Here is a 25,011-nt window from a genome sequence, read left to right on the forward strand (position 1 = left end):
TTTTAGGGAGTATTTATTTTTCATGGTTAAAATTTGTGCAACCCAAAGTTATATTTATCAAATTACTGATAACTTTACTACGTAATGTTATGTAAAACTCACACAGTAAAGCGCAAAATAACACTAGAGTGCACCCGAAGGGCAGCGCATGTTGGTTTTATGCTGCTATCGCATATTTTGGGAAGTAACCACACTGCATATTCTCTACTTAGTAAACTAAGTAGAGTGCTGCAAAATCAATATTCAAATATAATCACGCCCTAATCAACTTGTATCTTAGGAGTGACGAAAATCAGTAGTTCACGCTTTTCGTTAAACTCACTGGTACTTTTAAACAGTCTTCCAATGTATGGAATGTCGCCCAATAAAGGAACTTTTTTGGTCGAATTAATAATTTGCTGTTGAAAAATACCACCCAAAACAACTGTTTGGCCATTTTCTACCAGTACCTGCGTTTCAATTTGTTGCGTATCAATTGCAACCGCAGGGCCTGTTCCGGTCTGTACTGTATCACCTCGGGTATCTTGAGTGATAATTAAATTCAAAATAACTTTGTTATCAGGTGTTATATGCGGTGTTACTTCTAAGCTAAGTACTGCTTTTTTAAAGCTTACTGTTGTCGCACCACTAGAGGCTGATTCAACATAAGGTATTTCGGTACCTTGTTCAATCCTCGCCTTTTGCTGGTTAGCCGCAGTAATTCGCGGACTAGCAATAATTTCACCTTTATTTTCTTCTTCAAGCGCAGTTAGCTCTAAATCAATTAACGTACCATTAGCTAGTTTAGCAATATGCATACCTATGCTAGCTGAAGGATTGGCAACCGGCAGGTTTACATTTAATCTATCAGACAAGCTTGGAATATTACCATTAGAGATGTTTTCAGCCCCCTCTAGGGTGCCTGAAATACCATCGGTTCCCTGCTGATCACTAAAGCCCCAACGTACCCCTAAATCTTCTGTAACGTTGTCGCGTACGGTTACCATGCGCGCTTCAATTACAACCTGCTTTACGGGTATATCTAGCGTTTCGACCATGCGGCGTACGCTTTCGATACTTTTTGCCGTATCTTTCATTAATAATGTATTGGTACGCTGATCAACCGACACACTCCCTCTTGGGGTTATAATGCTGTTAGTGTCCGTTTTTAGTAAATCTGCAAAATCTTCGGCCTTTGCATAATTTAAGCGAATGTACTCGCTGTACAAAGGCTCTAAATCTTCTACTTGTTGCTTTGCTTTTAAGTCTTTTGCTTCACGTGCTGCAAGCTCTTCTGATGGGGCTACCATTAAAATAGAGCCATCCATACGCTTATCAAGACCTTTTATTCTGAGTACCACATCAAGCGCTTGATCCCATGGCACGCCATCTAAACGTAGCGTTATATTGCCCGTTACAGAATCACTGGTTACTAAGTTAAAGTCGTTGTATCCGGCTATAATTTGCAAGACTGCACGTACCGAAATGTCTTGAAAGTTCAGGGTCATTGGTCGACCTTGATATTCTTTACCACCATCAAGGTAAGCATTTTGGGTTTCGTCTTTCTCAACATTTAAGGTAAAAATATTATCTATTTGCTGATAAGTAAACGTAAATGCTGCGTTTGGCTCAATAACAATTCGGCTCAGGTTATCTTCTTTAAAGGTTTCTATATTGCTTACGATAGTACCAAAATCAAGTACATCTAATTCGTATAATAAATCATCTAAAATATCAGTGTGATGAAACTCTGCAATAATTTTACCGCCACTTTCATGTACTTCTATTGCGGCTTGAGTATCTTGCAAAAATACCAATACTTTAGCTTCGCCCTTTTCACCACGGCGAAAATCAATAGATTGAATACGATTAATGTAACTACCGCCAATGCTATCTGCAGCATCATCAGTCGTTAGCGCTTGCTCGGTTAATGGATTATCAGAGATACGCAGCGAGACCAGATTATTATTAACCTGGGTTTCATAAATTTTCAAACGCTCAAGATGTACCGTTACTTTTAAACCGTTACTTGTCATTACGCTGGTTACATTATTTATTCCAGCCAAATTAACAGCAACATCGGCTAACCCTTGATCTAACTGTGCATTGGTAAACAGCATTTCTATACGCGCTGGGCTATTGAACACTTGAATACTTGGTTGCTGGGTTAATTCTTCATCAAATACCAGCTGTAGTTCGGTTTCGCCTTTTAATAATGGATTATAGCGCACGTCATAAAGTAGCGGCTCAGCTACCGCAGTTTTAGCTATTAATAGTGCAAAAATCACTAATAAAGCTGACAATACACGATGAAGCGAACCTACATCCTTATACATATTTGTATGACCTTTTTTGTTATTAATTTGCGCCATCAATTGTCGCCTCTAACATTTCTAATTTAGTCTGACGCTCTTTCCAACAGCCAGATCCATCAGGGATTAATTCTATTAACTCAATATAGTCACTACTCACTTTTTTTACTTTTCCGTCGTAAGTGCCCAAGTAACTCCCTACGGTTACTCTATGCAGCGTTGCATCAGCAGCAGTAATAAGTGCCCATGTTTGGCTATTAGAACCTAGCGTGCCTTTCATCGCTAGGTTATCTAGCGGATATTTTTCTAATGGCTCACGAACTCTATCTGGATCTGGGTGCAAACAATTTTTAATTTGCGTTAACTTATTTTGTATAATTTCAGGTTGTGGAGCTACAAATGGGCTGCGCAATTGACCTGCATTGTATTCAAAATACTCAAACTGAATGAGCTCTGGTATTTTCTCCACTCTGGGGGTTGTACTTGCTTTTACCTGATCAATAAATTCTTTTTGTTCAGAAGTGTCACTATTACAGCCACTCAATAACGTTGTAAAAATAGCCACTAAAGGGAGTTTATTCATTATTTAGCCCCCTCTTCGTAGCGATAAGTTTTTGCAATCACACTAAATGTTAACTGCTTTTCTCCAGATGATAAAATAGAAAAGTCATGTAAACTAACAATTCGCGGTAATTGAGCCACTTTACCTACAAACTGACCAAATTCATGGTAGGTCCCTACCACTTCTATTTTTATTGGCAGTTCGGTATAAAATTCTTTTTCAACTTCAGGCAACCAACCAATTTTTAAAAAGGTTAAGCCACTGGTAGTACCCACATAAGATAAGTCATCTAATAAGCCTGGGGTTTCATTAGAGGTTGGTAGGCGTTTTAATAGCTGAGAAAACTTATCTTCCATTTCAATCATTTGCAGTCGATAAATATCTAGTTTACTGGCTACCGCATATTTGGTGCGATAAGTAGTGCGCAGCTCCACCTCTGTGGCTACCGCGTTGTGATAACTGTCTATTTCATCTGAAACTAATAAGCTATAGCTAAAAAACAACACTAAACCCGCAATAAAAGCACCGCAAATAACCCTAACAACAACCGGCCATTCACCTATATTATCAAGTTCTATTTCATTCCAATCTATATCTTTAAATGCTTTAAAATCAAGGTTCATCATGTACCTCGCCAATTTTATCGAATGGTTTTACATAAAACTCCATATTAAAATCACTCAACAAACGCGACGATTTATCGCCAGCAACAATACCTTGCATTACTGGGCGCTCTAATAAATAAGAACTTTGCACTTCGCGTAGCAAGGTTGAAAGGCGATTATTTGATTCGCTTTTTCCAAGTACATGAATTTGATTACCGCGTCGCTCTAGCTTAGTTAAATAAACCCCTGCAGGAACTATTTTTGCGACTTCATCCATAATTTGCGTGCCTAAATTACGACTCCTTTGCAGGTTTTCAATTAAGCGCATACGCTGCTGCAGGTTTTCTTTTTTCTTATCTAGCTCTCTAATGTCTCTTATTTCTTTATCTAGCATACTTATTTCTGCACTAAGGTAATTGTTTTTTAGATTTTGACCCTCTTTTAAAGCGCCATAAAATGAGCTCAATAAATACATACTCAAAAAACACAAAACAACAACTGCAATTAATGAAGTAATAAACTTCTTTTTTGAGTCTTCACGCTGTTGTTCACGCCAAGGCAGTAAATTTATATGTGGCATGATGAAAAGCTCCTCAAAGCGAGTCCTGTTGCAATAGCAAATTGCGTGCGATGACGCTGTAATACATTACGGTCAACTCTAGGAGATATTTCCATATTTACAAATGGCTCGGCTACAATTGTGTGTATACCTAACTCTTCGACTAATAAGCGCTCAAAACCGCTAATCATAGCTGTACCACCGGTTAATACAATATAATCTAGCTGATCTTTGCCCGTGGTGGTTAAAAACATTTGCACCGCGCGGCGCACTTGTTGTAGCAAGGCTGTTTGAAAAGGTGCAAGTACTTCAAAGGTATAATTTGGCGGTAAGTCGCCGGTTGCTTTACCAATTTCAGCTTCATCAAAGCCTTTATTATAATAAGTAACAATACTATTAGTGTATTGATCGCCACCAAACACTTGGTCGCGGGTATAAATTGTATCACCCGCTTGCACTACACTTACGAGTGTTAATACCGCGCCAATATCGACAATTGCAACGCACTTATTAAATGCATCACTTGGTAACTGTTGATAGTACACATCCATTGCTCGGCTTAATGCGTAGCTTTCTACGTCAACCACTTTAGCAACTAAGTTAGCCGCTTCTAACGCGCCAACACGTGCTTCAACGCTTTCAGTACGCGCAGCCGAAAGCAATACATTCATTTTACTAGGATCGGCGGCATTGGTTGATAGCTTTTCAAAATCAAGATTAACTTCATCTAATGGATAAGGAATTAAGCTGTCTGCTTCAATTTCAATTTGCGATTCTAATTCAGCGTCACTTAAGGTGACATCCATGAAAATCACCTTGGTGATCACGGTCTGGCCTGAAACAGCCACCGCAGCTTCTTTTAGTGATTTAGGTAATTTTCGTTTTAATTTAGTTATTACATTACCAATTGCTTCAATATCTTGAATAGTACGCTCACTCATGGCGCCTTTTGGCATAGGTTCAATTGCAAGTGCTTCTAATCGAAGCCCAGTGTCTGTTTCACTTAACAGTACAGCTTTGATAGAGTGCGATCCTATATCAATGCCTACCATCATCGGCGATGGCTTTTTAAATAGTTGACTTAGCATGTTTGCAACTTTGCCTTTGTTTTAATAATAAACAAGTTATAATTCTTATCTGAAAAAATACTATTCATTTTTTAATCAATATATACTAGCAGCCTCAACTTGTAATTGGGAGTCCATTTAGGGAAATATCAGTGATTTTATTAAAAAGAACTTTACAATTTTTTATCATTTGCACATTATTTGGACTGATCACTTTGTTCAGCCTTTATTATTACGTTAAACCTGATATCCCAAGTGTGCAAGTTTTAAAAGACGTGCAATTACAAACTCCTATGCAAGTATTCACTAAAGATGGTCTGTTGATCAATCAATTTGGTGAAAAACGACGAATTCCGGTCACAATAGACCAAATACCACAACCCCTCATTAATGCATTTTTAGCCACCGAAGACAGCCGCTTTTATGATCACCTTGGTATTGACCCAATAGGTATAGTGCGCTCTGCGCTTGTACTTATATCTACCGGAGAGAAAAAACAAGGCGCTAGTACTATTACTATGCAGCTAGCACGTAATTTTTTCTTAACCCGCGAAAAAGCCTACATTCGTAAAGTAAAAGAAATTTTTATCGCGATGCATATTGAAAACTTATTAAGCAAAAACGAAATTCTTGAGCTGTATTTAAATAAAATTGAATTAGGTAATAGGGCGTTTGGTATTGGTGCAGCAGCGCAAGTTTATTACGGTAAAGAACTAAAAGACTTAACCCTTGCGCAAATGGCAATGATTGCCGGCCTACCAAAAGCACCTTCAGCGCTTAATCCTATTCGCAATCCAGTGCGTGCTAAAGCGCGTCGTAATGTCGTACTTGGTAGAATGTTGTCTGAACGTTATATAACCCAAAGCGAATATGAAGAGACTATTAATCAACCTATAACGGCTGTTTTTCATGGCGCTGAAATAGATTTATACGCACCTTATATATCTGAAATGGTGCGTGCAGAAATGGTTGCTAAATACGGTATTGATAAAGCGTACAACTCTGGCTTTAAAATATTTACCTCGGTAGAGTCCCACGTTCAACAAGCTGCGCAAACGGCTTTAGTAAATAACTTACATAGTTACGATATGCGCCACGGTTTTAGAGGTCCAGAGCGTTTATTATGGGATGCGCAAACACAACCAGCATTAAGCCAAGCGCAAATTCTTAACCAGCTAAAAGACGTAAAACAGCTCGGCGACTTACAAGCAGCAGTGGTATTGGCGGTTAACGAAAAAACAGCCGACGTTTTACTAAAAAATGGTGAGCTGGCAACACTTACATGGGATAACTTAAAGTGGGCACGTAAATATATTACGCGTTACCGCCAAAGTTTTGCTCCTAAAGCTGCAACTGAAATATTAGTACCAGGTGCACAAATATGGCTACGTAAAAACGACGATAATAATTATTTATTGAGTCAAATTCCTGAAGCCTCTAGTGCCATTGTGTCTTTAGACCCTCAAGATGGCCGTATTAAAGCAATTGTTGGTGGTTATAGTTTTGAGCAAAGCCAGTACAACCGTGCAGTGCAAGCTAAACGCCAAGTCGGCTCAAACATTAAACCCTTTATTTACTCTGCAGCTCTGGAAAAAGGCTACACTTTAGCATCCATTTTAAACGACGCTCCAATTAATCAATGGGATAAAAGCCAAGGTATTGCATGGCGCCCAAAAAACAGCCCTGCAGTTTATAATGGCCCAATTCGTATTCGCCGCGCATTGGCGCAATCTAAAAACGTTATTTCGGTTCGTCTTCTACGTGGTGTAGGCTTGCAACGTACTGCCGATCATTTACTCAAATTTGGTTTTGATAATAAAGACATTAACCGCAGTGAATCTTTAGCGCTTGGTAGTGCTTCCATTTCTCCATTAGAACTTGCTCGTGGTATGAGCGCGTTTGCTAATGGCGGGCATTTAATAGAACCGTATTTTATATCTGAAATTCAAGATGCCTTTGGTACAGTGTTATTTAAAGCAAACCCAGCCCTAGCCTGCGATGAGAACACGCAGCCCCTCGCTATCGAAAATAACAGCAGCCTAACGATAGAAAATACTGAGCAAGGTGAAAAAGCGCAGCAAACAGTGCAATGTGCCCCACGTATTATTTCTAAACAAAATGCTTTTTTAATTGCAGACGCTATGAACAGCGCAATTTGGGGCGGCGGAAGCTGGAGCAATAAAACAGGCTGGACGGGGACTGCATGGCGAGCACAGCGTTTAGGGCGTCGTGATTTATCGGGTAAAACAGGTACCACAAACGATTCTGTTGACACTTGGTTTAGTGGTTTTAACCGCAATGTACTCACCTCAGTATGGGTTGGCTTTGACAACCCTGGCAATACTCTAGGTCGTTCTGCTTATAACAACAACCTTGATAGTGGTCAAATAACAGGGGCTGAATCGGGCGCTAAAACAGCTCAACCGGCATGGAATGAATTTATGAGGGCAGCTCTTGATGGGCAACCAGAAGCGCCAATTGAACCACCTGAAGGATTAGTTTCTATTCGTATTGATTTAGCGACTGGCTTATTAAGCCACAAAAATGATTACACTAGCCGCTTTGAATACTTTGAAAAAGGCACTACACCAACTAGTTATGTGCTTTCGCAGCCAAGCGATATTTTTGAAGAAAACACCAAAACAGAAGAAGAGCTATTTTAACCATAAGCACATCTCTCATTAGCTAAATGGTTAATTACGCTAAAAGAACGGCAACCTTCTTAGGTTGCCGTTTTTTGTTTTATTTAATTATTACTTTAAGTTTTTTATCAGCCAATATAAGTCAGAATGAACGCCTGCTGCAGTCACTTCCTTACCAGCACCTGGGCCTTGTATAATCAAGGCATTATTGCTGTACCACTGGCTGTTAATAACAAAAATATTATCACCCGGGGTTAAGTTTGCTAATGCGTCATTGGGCGTAACATACGCTAACCCTACTTTGGCCGTTACGCTATCGTGCCCAATACTCAGTAAACCTGTATAACGAAGTACCGCGTTTTGTAATTTTGCATTGCGTGCATGCTCTTCAATAAAAGTGTCGAGCTTATGTTTATTAGCTAAAAAGTCATCCCAGCTACCTAGTGCTAGCTCATCGGGCATTAACGGCGCTAAGGCAATGTCGTTAAGGTCTAATTCAACCCCTAACTCTCGCGCTAAAATAAGTAGCTTACGCTGCATATCTCGCCCCGATAAATCTTCGCGCGGATCGGGTTCAGTAAAACCCATTTGTTGCGCTTCAAGTAATAACTCAGAAAATGCAGTTGCGCCATTATACATACTACATAACCACGATAACGTACCCGAATAAACACCTTCTATACGTGTTATTTTATCGCCACTGTTTTGTAAATCTGCAAGGGCAAAATTAATTGGTAAACCGGCACCCACACTAGCGTTATAGCGCCAATATAAATTGCGCTGCGCAATATTGTGCTGCAACGCTTTATACCAAGGAGTTGGCGCGGTACCAGCATACTTATTAGCACTAATTAAATGACAATCAAGCGCAACAAAATCTGGGTATAACTGACTAAATTGCTCGCTGGCGGTTATATCTATAACCACTTTATGCTCGTAATCAAGCTGGCCAATAGCGGTTAATAAATCTTGGCTGCTATAGTCAACAGCCTCTAACTGCCATTGGTTCTTCCAGTGCTGTACATTTATGCCGCTGGGATTAAATAGCAGTTTTTGCGAACGTGCTAATCCCACTAACTTAATATTAAAGTCGGTTGATAAGCGTGCTAGCTGCGCCGATAGTTGGCTAACAAATACATCCCCTACATTACCAAGCCCTGCCACTATTAAGGCAATTTCTTGGCCTTTAGTGATCAGTTTATCGTGCAGCACATTAAGCACATCACTATCAATAAGCTGATCCGTCAGTAGCAATACATAACCACTATCTTGATGCACAAAGCGAGGTTCAATATTATGCAAATTGAGCAACTCGCGTGCCTGAGTACTCAATGAGTTTATATCTTGCTCAGGAGCAACTAGCGCGCAACCATGTAGGTTAGACTCGCTAATATTGGCTCTTCCTGCAAAGTAACTAACTACTTGATGGGTCGCTACTGCCGGTACTATTAGGTAAGTTTCACCCGCGCTACTAAAATGATGCAAACTATGTTGAATAAGCTGGCTAACCTGAGTTACCTCACCCTCAACTAGCCCTTCAACACTAAGTAAATCTATATTTTCTAATGTAGTAATAAAGCGTTTTTGTTTTACACAGCCCTCTTTCACTACATTTGTTGAGCTTGCTTGCACGTCAAAACTACTGCGCACCGCAAGCTTTATATCGGTATTTTTAAGTGGCGATAATGTTTTAGCGTGTAAAACGGGGTTACCTAATCTTGCCAATAAGTTAGCTTGCGCTCTACATACCTTAGCGTATTTAATGGCCTTGTTAACTTTACGTGGGTCGGTACTAAATATCCCTTGTGTATCGGTCCAAATATATACTTGTTTAGCATTGCAATAACTTGCCAATAAGGTTGCACTGTAATCACTACCATTGCGACCAAGAGTGACCGTATCGCCTTGGGTATTAGCCGCAATAAACCCTGTTACCACGTTAATTTTGTGCTGGCTAATAAGCTCACTACACTGCTGTGTATTTTGGCTATGCAATAATTGTCCATCACTTAGCGTAAACAAGCCTCTTGCGTCTTGCATGCATGCAGCAACATTAAGTTGCTGTAAATACGCAGCGAGCAAACGAGCTGACCACAACTCACCATGGGCGAGTAGCGCCGCTTCTTGCAACTGCTCAGTACTCGCTAATTTAGCAACTAAACTTAGCTCTTTATTTAGAGTGGTTAAAGCGCTGCGCTTTAAATCGCCCTGCAGTAGCTGCGTTATTAAATCACTTTGATGATTGTTTAATTGCAATACAATATCAGCGAGCGCTTGAGTATCGTGCTGCTGATAACTTTGCCACAGTTTTACTAATGTATCTGTGGTTTTTCCTGCAGCCGATACCACTACACAATCACCGGGCTGAGCTTGCCCTATAATTATTTTTGCAACGCTTTTATAGCGCTCGGCTGAGCTTAAACTCGAACCACCAAACTTATGAATATTATTAGTCATATTAATTACCACAACGCCGGGTGAGCAGCGCTCAATTTAACATTACTACTTGCGCTAGCACCTGCTTTACCTGCGTTATTGTGCTGACCTGGTTGCACTAAATTAAATACCCGATCAAAGTCTGCTAATAAATCTGCTACATCTTCAATACCTACCGACACACGAATAAGCGTATCGCCAACGCCAGCGGCTAAACGAGCCTCGGCTTCCATTCCTGCATGCGTCATTGTTGCTGGGTGGCATATTAAGCTCTCTACGCCACCTAAAGATTCAGCTAAGCTAAATGTTTTAAGGTTTGTTAAAAATGCAGCTGCGTCATTTACATCACCTTTAATGTCAAAACTAACCATGCCACCAAAACCAAGTTGCTGTGCTTTAGCCAATTCATGTTGTGGATGCGACTCTAGCCCCGGGTAATATACTTGGCTAACAAATTTTGAGCTTTCAAGGTACTTAGCAATAGCTAAGGCATTTTCTTGATGCTGCCGTAAGCGTACATTTAAAGTACGCAAGCCACGCAAAGTTAAGTAACTATCAAACGGTGCCCCCGTTATACCAATATTATTTGCCCACCAAGCCAGTTCTTCACCTAGTTCGTCAGTTGCAGCAATAACCGCACCGCCAACCACGTCTGAGTGGCCATTTATGTACTTAGTGGTTGAGTGCACCACAATATCAACGCCAAATTTAATCGGGTTTTGTAATGCAGGCGATAAAAAAGTGTTATCTGCGGCTACCAAAGCACCGCATTGTTTCGCAATATCGGTTACTGCTTTAATATCAGTTAAACGTAAAATAGGGTTACTAGGGGTTTCTATCCAAATTAACTTAGGTTTGATTACTAAAATTTGCTGCAAACTTTCTGGTTTAGTTAAATCTAACACTTCGAGTTTTAATAGGCCGCGCTTTTGTAATGAGGTAAATAAGCGATAGCTGCCGCCATAACAATCATGGGGGATCACTAACGTATCGTCACTATTAAGCAGCTGAGTGGCTAAATGTACGGCAGCCATTCCTGTTGCAGTAATAATGCCGCGAGCACCACCTTCGAGTTCGCTGAGTGCTTGGGCTAAAGTATCACGATTTGGATTACCACTGCGGCCATAGTCATATTGACGTTTTGTATCAAAGTCGGCAAACGAATAAGTGGTTGATAAATACAGCGGAGGCACAACCGCGCCATGGTGCTTATCAGCATCGACACCACTGCGAACTGCAATTGTCGCTTTATTTTTTTCACTCATATTTATTACCTGCTTTATTTAGATGTTTAGACGTCTAAAACAGTAATTCATTCAACTTAAGAAGTCAAAACATTTAAACACCTAGCCATCTGTGCAACAAGTATTTGACTAATTTGTTTAAATCGATAGAATTTCACGCATATTCGCGCTATTTTTTAGTAGGGTGAGCAATTAATAATCTGAGGCAACGATACATCTTATGGCAAAATGGAATGGCGAGTATATTCACCCATACGCAGAACACGGGAAAAAATCAGAGCAAGTTAAAAAGATCACCGTTTCGATCCCGCTAAATGTATTAAAAGTACTAACCGATGAACGCACCCGTAGGCAAATTAATAACTTACGCCATGCAACTAATAGCGAGCTATTATGTGAAGCATTTTTGCATGCGTTTACTGGGCAACCGTTACCTAACGATGATGATTTACGTAAAGATAACGCCGAAAAAGTGCCTGAAGAAGTGAAAAAAATAATGCAAGAAATGGGCTTAGAAGTTCCTGTTTTAAACGAAGACTAAACAGCGGCTTTTAAACAAAAAAACCTCAGCCATGCTGAGGTTTTTTTATGGCTATAAATTACACTGAAGTAACTTAATACCGAGCAACATAATGCTGCTTATTCCATATAGTTTGCTGGCAGCTCTATTTGCGCTACGCCTGAAGCAATGGCTGCTAATGCAACTGCTTTAGCAATACGCGGCAATAAACGCGGATCCATAGGCTTAGGAATAATATACTCTGCACCAAACGCTAGCTTATCTACACCGGCAGCTTTTAGTACTTCTGGTGGAACCGGCTCTTTGGCAATACTACGAATAGCTTCAACTGCTGCAATTTTCATTTCATCGTTAATTTCACTAGCACGCACATCAAGTGCACCACGGAAAATAAACGGAAAACACAACACGTTATTAACTTGGTTAGGGTAATCTGAGCGCCCTGTTGCCATAATTAAATCGCTTCGTGCGCCGTGTGCCAGTGCCGGATCAATCTCAGGGTCTGGGTTCGAACAAGCAAATACGACTGGCTTTGCCGCCATTAATTTTAAATCATCGGCCGATAATAAGTTAGGGCCCGATACACCAACAAATACGTCAGCATCTTCAATTACATCTTGTAATGTACGCTTATCGGTATTGTTAGCAAATAACTGTTTGTACTCGTTTAAATCATCACGGCGAGTGTGAATAACACCTTTACGATCAAGCATATAAATATGTTCACGCAGTGCACCACACTTAATTAATAACTCCATACAAGCAATCGCTGCAGCGCCGGCACCTAAACATACAATAACTGCATCTTCAATATCTTTGCCTTGCACTTCCAGTGCATTTATCATGCCTGCAGCCGTTACAATAGCCGTGCCGTGCTGATCATCATGAAAAACAGGAATACTACAGCGTTCAATAAGCGCCTTTTCAATTTCAAAACACTCTGGTGCTTTAATATCTTCAAGGTTAATACCGCCAAAAGTATCAGCAATATTAGCCACAGTATTTATAAAGTCTTCGGTAGTGCGGTGTTTTACTTCAATATCAATTGAGTCAATGCCTGCAAAACGCTTAAACAACAACGCCTTGCCTTCCATTACCGGTTTTGACGCTAAAGGCCCTAAATTTCCTAAACCTAAAATAGCAGTACCATTGGTGATCACTGCAACCAAATTACCTTTACCTGTGTACTTATAGGCATTTACAGGGTCAGCAGCAATTTCACGCACCGGCTCAGCTACACCGGGGCTATAAGCTAAAGCGAGATCATGAGCCGTTTCTGCAGGCTTGGTTAGCTCAATGCTGATTTTACCTGGAACGGGGTGAGAGTGATAATGTAGTGCTTGTTCACGAAAGTCCGACATAACGCGATTATATCCTGCAATTTAAGTTAAAGTGAGAGGGAGTAAAGCGACACTTAACATGCCTTAAAGTACGATACCCTTATTATTTTTAAATTCCAAGCAATATCAGGTCTATCCTGTTATATGCTAGATCTGTTAATTTTAAGCGAATTTTCAGCAACTTCGATAAAAACATCGCTACTTTTCATAAATATAAATTGTGCTAAAAGGCACTTTTCAAGCTTATTTTAGTTAAAAGTATTATTCACAAAACAGCGTTTTTAAAATGTGAATAAAATCAGCTAAAAGCGATTATTTATTCTGCTTTAACAACACATAGCTTCATGTTGGCCACTTTTAGAAACCGAGTTTAAAATTAAGCTATTAAAAATATAGAGAATATTAGGTCATTTGTCTGCAAAGGTTTATGCATACCGAGAATAAGAACAGGAAATAGTTATGCAAAAGCAATAAACTTAAAACTAGCGAGGTTAGGGGGAAGTTAGAGTATTTTTAGGCATAAAAAAAGCATCCTAAGATGCTTTTTTTAACTAAATAGCAATAATTACTTTTTGCTACCAAGTGCACCGAAACGCTTGTTGAAACGATCAACACGTCCGCCAGTGTCTAAAATCTTTTGCTTACCAGTGTAAAACGGGTGACACGCAGAACAAACGTCTAGGTGAATATTTTTACACAGAGTAGAGCTAGTTTCGAATTCGTTTCCACATGAACAAGTTGCAGAAATTACTTCGTACTTAGGGTGAATACCTTCTTTCATAGAAACCTCTAGTTAAGGCCGCATCGCTCTCCAAACCCGGAGTCTGGCACCATACGTCGTTAAAACAAATTTATTGGTGGCGGATTTTATCCAACAACCATCAAGCACACAAGCATTAATTAGTATTTTTGCTAAAAAAATAACCATTTTGAGTAAACAAGGTTATTTGGTAGTAGGTTTTTAGCTGTATTTTTAGTACATTAGGGCCAAGTATTAGCACGCCCTCCCCCATTATTTTTTTAACAGTTGAGTTACTATGTATTTTGTTGAAGTTGCTATAAAAGTTCCACTACCGCGCACCTTTGATTATAAAGTAGATAGCCAGCTTGGTGAAGCTTCTGCGCCATTAAAACCCGGAATGCGGGTGTTAGTACCCTTTGGTAATCAACGTAAAGTAGCCGTGGTTTTAGCGCTTAAAACAACAACCGAAGTGCCTGAAAACAAAATAAAGGCAATTTTTGAAATTATCGACGATACGCCAATTTTATCTGAAGAGCACATAGAGTTACTGCGCTTTACTGCCCGTTATTATTGCTACCCGCTGGGTGAAACCATTCATATTGCATTGCCAAGCGCACTACGCCAAGGCGAATCGCCTGATAAAACCAGCATTAATATGGTAGCCCTAACGGAAAAAGGCGCGCTGCTGCCGTCATTAAAAGCTAAGACTCAACTTAATTTACTAAAGCAGCTATCGCAATCAGGCAAGTCGTCATTAACCGAGTTAAAAGCTTTGGGCTTTAGTAAAAAAACCATTGATAGCTTAATAGATAAAGCACTCATAACGCAGTCAATTGAGCATGATAACCACTGGCAAAGTGTAGCCCCAACAGTGGGTAGCAAACCAACACTTAACAAAGAGCAAGCGGTTGCCTGCACCACAATTAATCAAAGCAGCGGTTTTAGCAGCTTTTTATTAGAAGGTGTAACCGGTAGCGGCAAAACAGAAGTGTACTTACAATGTTTAGAAGAAGTACTAAAGCGCGGCGAACAAGCACTAGTATTAGTGCCCGAAATAGGCTTAACCCCGCAAACCGTTAACCGCTTTCGCCGCCGCTTTCCCGACACCCCCATTATGCTTTGGCATTCAGCTTTAACCGATAATGAACGCTTACAAACCTGGCGTTTTTGCGAAAAAGCCAGCTGCGCCATAGTAATAGGCACACGTTCGAGTATTTTTCTGCCATTTTTAAAGCTCGGCATGATAGTGGTTGATGAAGAACATGACTCGTCTTTTAAACAGCAAGACACGCTGCGCTACCATGCCCGTGATTTAGCTGCGTATCGTGCATATCAGCATAAAATTCCGCTTATATTAGGCAGTGCAACACCGGCACTCGAAACCCTGCACAAAGCAATTAATAATAAATACCAACTACTGAGCCTTACTGAGCGCGCGCAAACCGCTACCGATAACCAATTTAAATTACTCGATATGAAAGGTCAGCCCGACCAAGCAGGCATTGCCCATGCCAGCCTTGCTACCATGCGCCAACATTTAAAACGTGGCAAACAAGTGATGGTGTTTTTAAATCGTCGTGGATTTTCGCCCACGTTAATTTGCCATGAATGTGGCTGGTTAAGCGAATGCAAGCGTTGCAGCACCAGTGCCACTTTTCATAAAGCTATTGGGCAAATGATTTGCCATCACTGTGGCGATCAATATCATGTTCCACACCAATGCCCCGACTGCGGTAGCACGCAAATTTTTCCTAATGGTAAAGGCACTGAGCAAATAGAAGAGTTTTTATCGAGTGAATTTCCACAAACCCCTGTTACACGTATCGACCGCGACTCTACTCGTCGTAAAGGCAGCCTTGAAAAAGCACTGGATGAAATAAACCTAGGCGGCGCGCGCATTTTAGTGGGCACGCAAATGTTGGCTAAAGGGCATCACTTTGCCGATGTAAGTTTAGTGGTTATTTTAGACGTAGACAGCGGCTTATACTCCTGTGATTTTAGAGCAACTGAGCATTTAGCCCAACTTGTTACGCAAGTGGCCGGGCGTGCTGGGCGCTCAGGTGAGGCAGGCCAAGTGTTATTGCAAACACACTTTCCTGAGCACCCACTATTACAAGATTTGGTTAATAATGGTTATCAGGATTTTGCTCGCTTTGCACTGCGTGAACGTGAAGATGCAGACCTACCACCAATCACAAATATGGCCATTGTTCGCGCCCAAGGACACAATATAAAACAAGTCGTCGATTTTTTGACAGATTTGGTTCCAGTAAGCGGGGTAACTGGTATACAATTGCTTGGTCCAATACCTGCTCCTCTTGAAAAAGTAGCAGGTATGTATCGTTTTCAATTACACATTCAAGCGCAAGATCGCCGCGTATTGCACCAATATCTTGCGCAAATGGTTGATTATCTAAGCACTAGCAAACTTGCACAAAAAGTACGCTGGAGCCTAGACGTAGACCCTATAGACATGATTTAGGTTAAGGCCAAAATAAAGCTATGGCACAGCACGATTACATTAACAAAAAACCAGCAAACCGCAAAAAAGCGAAATCAGCGCCCGCTAAAAAACCCTTTCCAATACTGTTAGTTTTAATTGTTACTTTATTGGTGGCAGGTTTTGCTTATGGCTTATGGTTTATTAAAAATAACGCCGATCCTGAGCTAGTCGAAAAACAAGCTAACCCTGTACCTACAACTCCTGTAGAAGTTGTTGTACCACGTACGCCTGCGTTTATTAAAGAAATTAGAAACCACGAAATTCAGGTTGAAGTAAAAGAACTTGAACAAAAAGGCCCTTACGTTATGCAATGCGGTTCGTTTAGAACCTACCCGCAGGCTGAATCGCTAAAAGCTAAAATAGCCTTTGCAGGGCTTATTTCTGAAATAAAAGAGACCACAGGCAGCAGTGGCATTTGGTATAAAGTACGCTTAGGCCCCTATAAAACCAAGCGCCAAGCTGAGAGCGATAAAAATAAACTTAAACGTGTAAAAATAGTCGGCTGCGGAATTTGGGGCTGGACTTGAAAATAAACCATTCACCCATATAACCTCTTCATAATCGTTTTTTACGAGTTGCCCCTGCAGCTCGATGATGAGGAATAATATGACTACTATCGTAAGTGTACGCCGCGGCAACAATGTTGTAATTGGCGGCGACGGCCAAGTTTCGCTTGGTAACACAGTAATGAAGGGCAATGCCCGTAAAGTTCGACGCCTCTATAATGGCAAAGTAATTGCTGGCTTTGCCGGCGGTACTGCTGATGCCTTCACCCTTTTCGAACGCTTTGAAAGCAAACTAGAAATGCACCAAGGTAACCTCACTAAAGCCGCGGTTGAAATGGCCAAAGACTGGCGCAGCGATCGCGCTTTGCGCAAGCTCGAAGCACTGCTTGCTGTAGCCGACGAAACAGCCTCTTTAATCATTACCGGTAATGGTGATGTAGTACAGCCAGAAAATGACTTAATTGCCATTGGCAGTGGCGGTAACTTTGCCCAATCGGCAGCAACTGCCTTACTGGAAAACACCGATTTAAGTGCTCGCGAAATAGTAGAAAAAAGCCTAACCATTGCAGGCAATATCTGCGTATTCACTAACGACTTTCAAACTATCGAAGAATTGTAACAGGAACCGCTATGTCTGCTATGACCCCAAGAGAAATTGTTCACGAGCTAGATCAGCACATTATTGGTCAAGCAAAAGCTAAAAAAGCCGTTGCTATTGCACTGCGTAACCGCTGGCGCCGGATGCAGCTAAGTGATGATTTACGTAATGAAGTAACACCTAAAAATATTTTAATGATTGGCCCAACGGGTGTTGGTAAAACCGAAATTGCGCGCCGTTTAGCTAAGCTTGCTAACGCGCCATTTATTAAAGTAGAAGCAACTAAATTCACCGAAATTGGCTATGTTGGTAAGGAAGTTGAAACCATCATCCGCGATTTAGTCGATGTTGCGATTAAAATGACGCGTGAGCAACAAACTAAAAAGTTTAAGCATCGCGCTGAAGAAGCAGCCGAAGAGCGTATTTTAGATGCGCTTTTACCACCAGCTAAAGATCAATATGGCGAAAGCCAACGCGATGACAGCTCTTCAACTCGTCAAACGTTTCGTAAAAAGCTACGTGAAGGCCAATTAGATGACAAAGAAATCGAAATTGATTTAGCTCAAGCACAACCAAACGTAGAAATTATGGCCCCCCCTGGTATGGAAGATATGACCAACCAGTTGCAAAGCATGTTTCAAAACATGGGTGGCGATAAGCGCACTAAGCGTAAGTTAAAAATTAAAGAAGCCTTTAAATTATTAAGTGAAGAAGAAGCCGCTAAGCTAGTTAATCCTGAAGAACTAAAAGAGCAGGCTATTTTTGCAGTTGAACAAAATGGTATTGTATTTATTGATGAAATAGACAAAATTTGTAAACGCGGTGACTCATCAGGTCCAGACGTTAGTCGTGAAGGCGTACAGCGCGACTTACTACCATTAATTGAAGGTTGTACGGTTAGCACTAAGCACGGCATGGTTAAAACTGACCATATGCTATTTATTGCTTCGGGCGCATTTCAAATGGCTAAGCCATCAGACATGATCCCTGAGCTACAAGGTCGCCTTCCTATTCGTGTAGAGCTTGAAGCACTTACTGCTGATGACTTTAAACGTATTTTAACAGAGCCGCATGCATCGCTTACCGAGCAGCAGCGTGAACTGCTTAAAACTGAGCAAGTTACTATTGAATTTAGTGATGATGCAATTGAGCGCATTGCTAAAGCCGCTTGGCAAGTTAACGAAAAAACCGAAAACATCGGTGCTCGTCGCTTACATACGGTAATGGAAAAACTAATGGAAGAAATTTCATATGACGCTTCAGAGCAAGCCGGAACATCACTGGTAGTTGACGCCGCTTATGTTGAAAAACACTTAGGTGCGCTGGTTGAAGATGAAGATTTAAGCCGCTACATTCTTTAATTAAAATTAGCTGCATAAACAGTTATACTAAAAGCCTCCGCACTGGGGGCTTTTTAATGAGATAAAAATGAAACACGTAACAAAAGTACATTACCACAGCGTTAGCAAAAATTTAGATGTTTACTTTGATGATGACAGCCAAGCCGTATTTAGTTGTGAATTTTTACGTGTGCACTCTCCTTCTGCAGAAGTGCAAGGACATGGCTCAGGGCCAATGAAATTAGTATTCAATAAACAATCCGTTGGTATTAAAAACATTGCTCATGTTGGTCATTACGCACTGCGTTTAGATTTTGACGATGGCCACAATAGCGGGTTATTTAGCTGGCAATATTTTGCAAAACTACAGGCGCAGCAAGCAACTCTATGGGATGAGTATTTAAAGCGGGTTAGTGAACACAATAACTCTAAAGACAGCGTACCCATAAAGTTTATTCCTTAAACTATACGGGTACTTTATTGCTAAGTTTTAAACCTTAAATTTGTCAATTGCAGCAAAAAGCACTCGTGCTTGCGCTGATACTTCTTCGCTTGTTTGCGCATTGTTAGCAGCGTGCCCTGAGGTGTTTCTGGCAATATCACGAATACTCACCACATTTTTATTTACTTCAGATGCTACTTGGCTTTGTTGATCAATTGCCACAGCAATTTGGGTGCTCATTTCCATAATCGTTTGCACATCTTCGGTTATTGCCCCGAGTAACTCACCAGCTCTATTTGCTTGCGATGCACTTTCATCACCTTGTGAGCGGCACTGATGCATAATACTCACCACTTCTTGAGTGCGCTGTTGTAGAGTATTTATTATACCTTCTATTTCACTTGTAGATTCTTGTGTTCGTTGAGCCAATGAGCGCACTTCATCTGCAACCACAGCAAACCCTCTGCCTTGCTCACCCGCTCTAGCGGCTTCAATAGCAGCGTTTAACGCTAACAAGTTAGTTTGATCGGCAATCGCACGAATAACATCAAGCACAGAGCCTATTGTTTCACCGTCTTTTTCTAATAAAGAAACGACACTTGACGCATGCTCTAAAGAGTCAGACAACCCTCTAATATGCGCGACGGTTGACTCAACCTCACTACGACCTTGTTGCGCACTTAAATTAGTTGATTCTGCTTTTTTAGCAGCAGCTTCGGTATTATGTGAAATATCTTGAATGGTCGCCTGCATTTCGGTCGCCGCAGTGGCCACCATATCGGCTTCATGTAATTGATCTTGCATACCCGAGCTGGTTGCGGCGGTACTTTCTGATAAATTTTCAGTCGCGATATTTAACGCATTTAAAGCCCCACTCACCTCATTTATAAGGTTATTAAAGTCACCAATTAAACTATTAAAATCTTTCGACATAATCGTAATTTCGTCATTGCCAATTTGCTCAATGGTTACTGTTAAATCATTATTGCGTCGAATCTTGTTTATAGATTGGTAAATACGCTCTACAGGTACAATGATAGAGCGACTGGTTAAGTAAACCAGGGTTAAAACTATAATACCCGATATAATAAACACCATAATAGCGACCGACTGTGCTTTAGCTATACTGGCTTCAACTTGCAATTTAGTATCTGCTACTAGCTGCATTACCAACTGATCACTTTGCTCTACACTTTGTTGCATGCGCCCAAGTGCGCCAGAGTCTAGATCAACACCTAATTCAAGCTGCGTTTTTACCAATGTTTGAAAAGCACTTTGATAATTAGACAGTAGGTTTTTTAAATTACTTTTAATGTTTTGACTTAGTGATGAGCTCGTTATTTTTTGCTGTAACGTATCAACATGATCTTGAAAACTTGCTAAATATTTTTCATCCAAACGTAACATAAAGTCTTTTTCGGCACGTCTTAGCTGTAGCATTAGGGTCAATAGCTGGTATTCATCTTGTTGATTGAGCAAACTTTCTACTTCATGTACAGCACTTCGCAGTTGCCCATAAAGCCCATCGTCTTGATGTAAGCCAATACTTTTTTGCAGTCGCACAACCTCATTAAAATCACTATAAAAGCTTTTTATTAAACGCATATAGAGGGTTATCTGCTGTGTATCAATCTCTGAATCTTGCATTTGCGATTGTAATTGAATTATTTGTTTATTTAATTGTGCGTATTCTTGTTCAAATAATGAGAGTGCTTGTGGCTGTTTATAAAACAAAAAGGTTTTTTCATGTGCACTTAACTGCAACTGATGAATGTTTAACTGCTCGGCCTGTTGCGTGATGTTAGTTAACTTTAACGTGGTTTGTGAACCTGTGATAATTACATATAAAAAAGCCAGCATGGCCAAAGCAACAGTTAAAGCATTTAGCTGTAAACGCCGCTTAATGGTCAAGTTTTGCAAAACAATCATTGTTACACCTTTAAAAATTTAATGAGCAACTCTGTTACTTACACTTAAATAACTTAAGCTTTTAACAAAGAAAGAAATACCGAAAAACACTAAAACACCTGCACTGCTGAGCACTTTTTAAAGTGACGTTATTTAGCTTAATTAACCGCGCAATTATTTAGTTGCGGATTATATGCCAGCAATAACTTAAGGCCTATACATTGTATAGGCCAATGATTACAAATTATTTATTAGCCGCCTATTTTGCCTAAATTTACTGCGATTAAGTCGTTGTTATTGCATATAAGGAGGGTATACTGAAGCATAAACTAATGTATCTTTTGAGGATAAAATAATGGATTACAGCACTTCTGACTTATGTGACCACTTTGCCGATGTGGTTGACGTGCTTGAACCTATGTTCATCAACTTTGGTGGCCGACACAGCTTTGGTGGCCGCATTAAAACGGTTAAATGTTTTGAAAATAATGAACTTATCCGTGAATTACTTTCTCAAGATGGTACAGACCTAGTGCTACTTATTGACGGTGGTGGCTCTACTCGTCGTGCGCTTATCGATATTGAACTGGCCGAACTTGCACTTGAAAACAACTGGCAAGGTATTATTGTTTACGGGGCTGTACGCCACGTAGACGAAATTGAAGAGCTTGATTTAGGCATTCAAGCTATTGCCTCTATTCCGGTTGCAGCAGATAGCCAAGGCGCAGGCGAAGACGGCATTGGGGTTAACTTTGCTGGCGTATCGTTTTTTGATGATGACTTTATTTATGCCGACAGCACCGGCATTGTATTATCTGCAGAAGAGCTAGAACTGGAAATCGTAGAAATATAACGTGGCGCACTATTTAAACGTTTACGATGAAAGCGCGGTTAAGTCGTTTTGCACTAGTCGCGCTAACGAAACCAAAGTATGGCAGTCAATGTCATTACTCGATACCGACGTAAATATACAACAAGCGCTTAGCGATGCCGCACAATTTGGCATGCGCTACGTGTTACTGGGTATTTGTGAAGATATTGGCCCAAAAGCAAACTTAGGAGCCGGGGGTGCAGAGCAAGCATGGCCGGCTTTTTTACAACGTTTTTTAAACCAGCCTTATAATCAATTTATTGCCACGCAAAAAGTACTGTTACTTGGCGAAGTGCACACAGCTGATTTAATGGCGCAAAGCGCTCTACTCGACAACCAAAAACCTGCCCATTTAACACAGTTGCGTGAGTTATGTGAGCAACTTGATCAACGCGTAGAAGCTATATTAAGTTTAATATTTAAAGCGGGGCTTGAACCCATTGTTATTGGTGGTGGCCATAATAATTGCTTAGGTATTATAAAAGCGTTAGCTAAGTATAAAAACACCGCTATTAACGCTATAAATTTTGATCCCCACGCCGACTTTCGAGAATGCGAAGGCCGCCACAGTGGTAATGGCTTTAGCTATGCGTACAGCGCGCAGTGTTTAAAAAGTTACCATGTTATTGGCTTGCACGAGCTAAAAAACAATCAAGCTATTATAGATGCGTTAGCCGCTGCTAATTTTACTTTTAATAGCTATCAGTCAATCGCCGTTAAACGTGAAATTAATCTAACTCAAGCAGTGAGCAATGCGCTGAAGAGTTTTGATGCAGCGCCTCTAGGTGTTGAGGTTGATTTAGATAGCATTGCATTTATGCCTGTAAGTGCTTATACCTGTAGTGGTTTTAGCGTAAGTGACGCTGAGCACTTTGTGCATTTAGCTGCAAGCAACCGCCACTCTCACTACTTACACTTATGCGAAGCAGCTCCCATTCAACATCCCAGCGGGATTAAAGCCGGTAAAGTGCATTGCGGACAAGTTATTAGCGCACTAGTGAATAGTTACCTGCAAGCCAAAGAGTGTGCTTAATTACTTTGCTGCTGCGCTAATTGCCACTGCTTTAACCAGCTCATTAAACCAACACTGCTTAATGGGTGGCCAAAATAATAGCCTTGTGCAGCATAGCCTTTTAGGCTTTTTACAAATTTAAGCTGATCTAGGGTTTCAACCCCTTCAAAAATAACCTTAGTACTTTGTTGATTATGCATTTGTACCATACCAACAACTAGGCTGCGAATATTGTTTTGATTACTAAAATCAGCAGTTAATGCTGGCGCGACTTTAATGTATTCTACCGCTAAACTAGGTAACTTAGAGAGCGAAACGGGGTTATCGCCCAAACCATCAACACACACTTTTAAGCCTATATTATTAAGCCGCGCAATCATGGCTCGCCCTTTGTCATCTAGGTTAGTAAAAATATGTAGCGGGCACTCAACAATTAAATCGCCAGGCCTTAAGTTATGCTCTTTCATAGCACTCGTTACAAATTCTACAAACTCTTCATTGAGCATTTCAGGGCCAAATACATTAATGCTCAATGGCACTGCAAAGCCCTCCATACGCAATGCCATTGCAAGTTCAGCAGCGCGCTCTATAACAAATATAGCCAGTGGGTAAGCAAGCCCTGCAATTCTAATATCATCAATAAAACGACTCGCTGAAAGTATGCCTTGCTTAGGATGCTGCCAACGCAGTAATAGTTCTAAAAATTCAATTTGGCCATTATCATTTACAATAACCGGCTGAAAATACAGCTCGAACTCATTGGTGAAATCAATTTCTGCAAGCTCTTTTAATCGTGCTTGCTGCTCTAACTGCTCGATCATCATTTGTTGATGATAAGCAACCACCTGTTGTTTTGGCTGGCTATCAAGTGCTAAATAAGCCGACTTAATTAAATTATCAAAGTCTTCATCTTGCTCATTACAATGCACATAGCTTGCTCTTGCGGTCACTTCTATAGTGCAGTTAGCCACATTAAAAGGTTTAAGTGTAGCGCCAAATATTTCGGTAATTATTTTTTCATGCAAGTGTTTATGGCTGGCTAAGTTACAAATAAAGGCAAAATTAAGCCCTCCTAAATGGGCTAGTTTTTCATCGTCCTCTAACGATACAATGCCATCATTATTGAGTAATTCTTTTATTCTATTCGCCGACTGAGCAAGCAGTAAATCACCAAAATCACGCCCAATATGCTGATTAACTTGCTCAAAACCTTCTAAACGAAGAATTACCAACGCCCCTAGTGACGGTGCTTTATTACGCCACGTATTATAACCTTGACGTAATTTTTGTTTATCGGCAAAAGAGGCCAGCGGAGAGCTTTCGATGTAATGTTCAGGTGCTGCTTGCTGCTGCTTCAAGGGCGCTTGATTAAGTGTCTCATTATTAGTAATAAACCCAGTTAATGATAATAACAACACCGCACTAACAATCCAAAACAGTGCAATGCCAAACGCTGCAATGGCTATAAGTAATGCTATAAACAACACCGCAGCAAGTGCACTTAATATAATTAACAGCTTGTTTTTATGTACAATTGCATGCCACAAATTAAAGCCAAAACCTAATGCGAGTAAAGCGCTAAGCCATGCAGCACCACTGCTTAAAATAGCCAACCCTATTAACCCTGTGCATAAGTAGCTTAATCTAGATGCTGTATTTTTTACGCTCAGCAAGGTAGCGATCATCGCCATAAGTAAGGCGCCACTAAAAAAAACCGGCAAGCCACTGTCGCTAATCAAGCTCAAATTAGCACTACTGGTACTGGCTAAAAAATTAAATAAAAGCATAAATATTAAGGCCTACTTATCGGTCTGGGGTAAAGG

The 25,011-nt window shown here is 40.5% G+C and carries 20 protein-coding genes; 9 read left to right on the plus strand and 11 right to left on the minus strand.

All coding sequences use genetic code 11. From position 1 onward, the window contains the following. Window positions 1–260: 260 nt before the first annotated feature. From AAEY55_RS03065 to AAEY55_RS03085, 5 genes are read right to left on the minus strand one after another with little or no spacing between them, the layout of a single operon-like run. Entirely contained in the window at window positions 261–2,351 is a 2,091-nt protein-coding gene (locus tag AAEY55_RS03065) for a type IV pilus secretin PilQ (protein WP_089368803.1), read from the minus strand. After that, the gene (locus tag AAEY55_RS03070; protein WP_179808009.1) at window positions 2,338–2,874 is read right to left on the minus strand and encodes a pilus assembly protein PilP; all 537 of its coding nucleotides are present in this window, start codon (window positions 2,872–2,874) and stop codon (window positions 2,338–2,340) included. Before AAEY55_RS03070 ends, AAEY55_RS03065 begins: the two co-directional genes overlap by 14 nt. Then, a complete protein-coding gene (locus AAEY55_RS03075; RefSeq protein ID WP_179808011.1) occupies window positions 2,874–3,476 on the minus strand; it encodes a type 4a pilus biogenesis protein PilO in 603 nt (200 codons plus the stop codon). The genes AAEY55_RS03070 and AAEY55_RS03075 overlap by 1 nt, the downstream gene beginning before the upstream one ends. Next, window positions 3,466–4,038, minus strand: coding sequence for a PilN domain-containing protein (locus AAEY55_RS03080; RefSeq protein WP_179808008.1), 573 nt, complete (start codon window positions 4,036–4,038; stop codon window positions 3,466–3,468). Before AAEY55_RS03080 ends, AAEY55_RS03075 begins: the two co-directional genes overlap by 11 nt. Further along, window positions 4,026–5,105, minus strand: a complete 1,080-nt coding sequence (locus tag AAEY55_RS03085) for a pilus assembly protein PilM (protein ID WP_011329364.1) — start codon at window positions 5,103–5,105, stop codon at window positions 4,026–4,028. The genes AAEY55_RS03080 and AAEY55_RS03085 overlap by 13 nt, the downstream gene beginning before the upstream one ends. Window positions 5,106–5,236: 131 nt before the next feature. Between AAEY55_RS03085 and AAEY55_RS03090 the strand changes: the two genes are divergently transcribed. Beyond that, window positions 5,237–7,747 (plus strand): PBP1A family penicillin-binding protein, encoded by a 2,511-nt coding sequence (locus tag AAEY55_RS03090; protein WP_350550011.1) that lies wholly within the window; start codon window positions 5,237–5,239, stop codon window positions 7,745–7,747. Between the two features lie 90 nt (window positions 7,748–7,837). Here AAEY55_RS03090 and metL read toward each other — a convergent pair whose 3' ends face one another. Further along, window positions 7,838–10,183, minus strand: a complete 2,346-nt coding sequence (gene metL / locus AAEY55_RS03095) for a bifunctional aspartate kinase/homoserine dehydrogenase II (protein WP_350550014.1) — start codon at window positions 10,181–10,183, stop codon at window positions 7,838–7,840. 5 nt (window positions 10,184–10,188) lie between these two features. Further along, complete coding sequence (gene metB / locus AAEY55_RS03100) at window positions 10,189–11,427, minus strand: cystathionine gamma-synthase (protein WP_011329367.1); 1,239 nt, start codon at window positions 11,425–11,427, stop codon at window positions 10,189–10,191. A gap of 199 nt (window positions 11,428–11,626) precedes the next feature. Between metB and metJ the strand changes: the two genes are divergently transcribed. Further along, window positions 11,627–11,947, plus strand: a complete 321-nt coding sequence (gene metJ, locus AAEY55_RS03105) for a met regulon transcriptional regulator MetJ (RefSeq protein WP_006793094.1) — start codon at window positions 11,627–11,629, stop codon at window positions 11,945–11,947. A gap of 98 nt (window positions 11,948–12,045) precedes the next feature. Here the strand turns inward: metJ and AAEY55_RS03110 are convergent, their stop codons facing one another. Together AAEY55_RS03110 and rpmE are read right to left on the minus strand one after the other, a co-directional pair. Then, complete coding sequence (locus AAEY55_RS03110; protein ID WP_011329368.1) at window positions 12,046–13,287, minus strand: malic enzyme-like NAD(P)-binding protein; 1,242 nt, start codon at window positions 13,285–13,287, stop codon at window positions 12,046–12,048. 544 nt (window positions 13,288–13,831) lie between these two features. Continuing rightward, window positions 13,832–14,047: a 50S ribosomal protein L31 gene (gene rpmE, locus AAEY55_RS03115; protein WP_011329369.1), complete on the minus strand. Its 216-nt coding sequence runs from the start codon at window positions 14,045–14,047 to the stop codon at window positions 13,832–13,834. Window positions 14,048–14,303: 256 nt separating this feature from the next. Between rpmE and priA the strand changes: the two genes are divergently transcribed. The 5 genes from priA to AAEY55_RS03140 all read left to right on the plus strand — a co-directional run bounded on the left by priA (window position 14,304) and on the right by AAEY55_RS03140 (window position 19,418). Next, window positions 14,304–16,490, plus strand: a complete 2,187-nt coding sequence (gene priA / locus AAEY55_RS03120) for a primosomal protein N' (protein WP_350550017.1) — start codon at window positions 14,304–14,306, stop codon at window positions 16,488–16,490. A 20-nt stretch (window positions 16,491–16,510) separates the two neighbouring features. Next, window positions 16,511–17,038 carry an SPOR domain-containing protein gene (locus AAEY55_RS03125; protein ID WP_011329372.1) on the plus strand — a complete coding sequence of 176 codons (528 nt, stop codon included), beginning with the start codon at window positions 16,511–16,513 and terminating at the stop codon, window positions 17,036–17,038. Between the two features lie 79 nt (window positions 17,039–17,117). Beyond that, on the plus strand, window positions 17,118–17,636 hold the full coding sequence (gene hslV, locus AAEY55_RS03130) for an ATP-dependent protease subunit HslV (RefSeq protein ID WP_011329373.1): 519 nt from the start codon (window positions 17,118–17,120) through the stop codon (window positions 17,634–17,636). An 11-nt stretch (window positions 17,637–17,647) separates the two neighbouring features. After that, window positions 17,648–18,976 (plus strand): HslU--HslV peptidase ATPase subunit, encoded by a 1,329-nt coding sequence (gene hslU / locus AAEY55_RS03135; RefSeq protein ID WP_011329374.1) that lies wholly within the window; start codon window positions 17,648–17,650, stop codon window positions 18,974–18,976. A gap of 67 nt (window positions 18,977–19,043) precedes the next feature. Next, the gene (locus AAEY55_RS03140) at window positions 19,044–19,418 is read left to right on the plus strand and encodes a gamma-butyrobetaine hydroxylase-like domain-containing protein (protein ID WP_011329375.1); all 375 of its coding nucleotides are present in this window, start codon (window positions 19,044–19,046) and stop codon (window positions 19,416–19,418) included. A gap of 27 nt (window positions 19,419–19,445) precedes the next feature. Here AAEY55_RS03140 and AAEY55_RS03145 read toward each other — a convergent pair whose 3' ends face one another. Next, entirely contained in the window at window positions 19,446–21,326 is a 1,881-nt protein-coding gene (locus tag AAEY55_RS03145) for a methyl-accepting chemotaxis protein (RefSeq protein WP_182677559.1), read from the minus strand. Between the two features lie 334 nt (window positions 21,327–21,660). Here AAEY55_RS03145 and rraA point away from each other — a divergent pair, with 334 nt between their 5' ends. Next, complete coding sequence (gene rraA, locus AAEY55_RS03150) at window positions 21,661–22,158, plus strand: ribonuclease E activity regulator RraA (protein ID WP_011329377.1); 498 nt, start codon at window positions 21,661–21,663, stop codon at window positions 22,156–22,158. A 1-nt stretch (window position 22,159) separates the two neighbouring features. Further along, window positions 22,160–23,209 carry a formimidoylglutamase gene (locus AAEY55_RS03155; protein ID WP_179808229.1) on the plus strand — a complete coding sequence of 350 codons (1,050 nt, stop codon included), beginning with the start codon at window positions 22,160–22,162 and terminating at the stop codon, window positions 23,207–23,209. Here the strand turns inward: AAEY55_RS03155 and AAEY55_RS03160 are convergent. Beyond that, the gene (locus AAEY55_RS03160; protein WP_080516820.1) at window positions 23,206–24,975 is read right to left on the minus strand and encodes a GGDEF domain-containing phosphodiesterase; all 1,770 of its coding nucleotides are present in this window, start codon (window positions 24,973–24,975) and stop codon (window positions 23,206–23,208) included. The two genes, AAEY55_RS03155 and AAEY55_RS03160, sit on opposite strands and share 4 nt — an antisense overlap. Window positions 24,976–25,011 lie beyond the last annotated feature (36 nt).

It is taken from the genome of Pseudoalteromonas sp. 120-MNA-CIBAN-0494, from assembly GCF_040308885.1.
GTDB lineage: Bacteria > Pseudomonadota > Gammaproteobacteria > Enterobacterales > Alteromonadaceae > Pseudoalteromonas > Pseudoalteromonas nigrifaciens.

What these genes read in the sequence shown, in the direction of transcription:
- AAEY55_RS03110 (WP_011329368.1), bottom strand. Translation starts at nt 13,287, where the DNA reads ATGTCGGACTTTCGTGAACAAGCACTACATTATCACTCTCACCCCGTT.
- AAEY55_RS03140 (WP_011329375.1), top strand. Translation starts at nt 19,044, where the DNA reads ATGAAACACGTAACAAAAGTACATTACCACAGCGTTAGCAAAAATTTA.
- hslV (WP_011329373.1), top strand. Translation starts at nt 17,118, where the DNA reads ATGACTACTATCGTAAGTGTACGCCGCGGCAACAATGTTGTAATTGGC.
- AAEY55_RS03065 (WP_089368803.1), bottom strand. Translation starts at nt 2,351, where the DNA reads ATGGCGCAAATTAATAACAAAAAAGGTCATACAAATATGTATAAGGAT.
- metJ (WP_006793094.1), top strand. Translation starts at nt 11,627, where the DNA reads ATGGCAAAATGGAATGGCGAGTATATTCACCCATACGCAGAACACGGG.
- AAEY55_RS03070 (WP_179808009.1), bottom strand. Translation starts at nt 2,874, where the DNA reads ATGAATAAACTCCCTTTAGTGGCTATTTTTACAACGTTATTGAGTGGC.
- AAEY55_RS03125 (WP_011329372.1), top strand. Translation starts at nt 16,511, where the DNA reads ATGGCACAGCACGATTACATTAACAAAAAACCAGCAAACCGCAAAAAA.
- AAEY55_RS03075 (WP_179808011.1), bottom strand. Translation starts at nt 3,476, where the DNA reads ATGAACCTTGATTTTAAAGCATTTAAAGATATAGATTGGAATGAAATA.
- rraA (WP_011329377.1), top strand. Translation starts at nt 21,661, where the DNA reads ATGGATTACAGCACTTCTGACTTATGTGACCACTTTGCCGATGTGGTT.
- metB (WP_011329367.1), bottom strand. Translation starts at nt 11,427, where the DNA reads ATGAGTGAAAAAAATAAAGCGACAATTGCAGTTCGCAGTGGTGTCGAT.
- AAEY55_RS03080 (WP_179808008.1), bottom strand. Translation starts at nt 4,038, where the DNA reads ATGCCACATATAAATTTACTGCCTTGGCGTGAACAACAGCGTGAAGAC.
- metL (WP_350550014.1), bottom strand. Translation starts at nt 10,183, where the DNA reads ATGACTAATAATATTCATAAGTTTGGTGGTTCGAGTTTAAGCTCAGCC.
- priA (WP_350550017.1), top strand. Translation starts at nt 14,304, where the DNA reads ATGTATTTTGTTGAAGTTGCTATAAAAGTTCCACTACCGCGCACCTTT.
- hslU (WP_011329374.1), top strand. Translation starts at nt 17,648, where the DNA reads ATGTCTGCTATGACCCCAAGAGAAATTGTTCACGAGCTAGATCAGCAC.
- AAEY55_RS03145 (WP_182677559.1), bottom strand. Translation starts at nt 21,326, where the DNA reads ATGATTGTTTTGCAAAACTTGACCATTAAGCGGCGTTTACAGCTAAAT.
- AAEY55_RS03085 (WP_011329364.1), bottom strand. Translation starts at nt 5,105, where the DNA reads ATGCTAAGTCAACTATTTAAAAAGCCATCGCCGATGATGGTAGGCATT.
- AAEY55_RS03160 (WP_080516820.1), bottom strand. Translation starts at nt 24,975, where the DNA reads ATGCTTTTATTTAATTTTTTAGCCAGTACCAGTAGTGCTAATTTGAGC.
- rpmE (WP_011329369.1), bottom strand. Translation starts at nt 14,047, where the DNA reads ATGAAAGAAGGTATTCACCCTAAGTACGAAGTAATTTCTGCAACTTGT.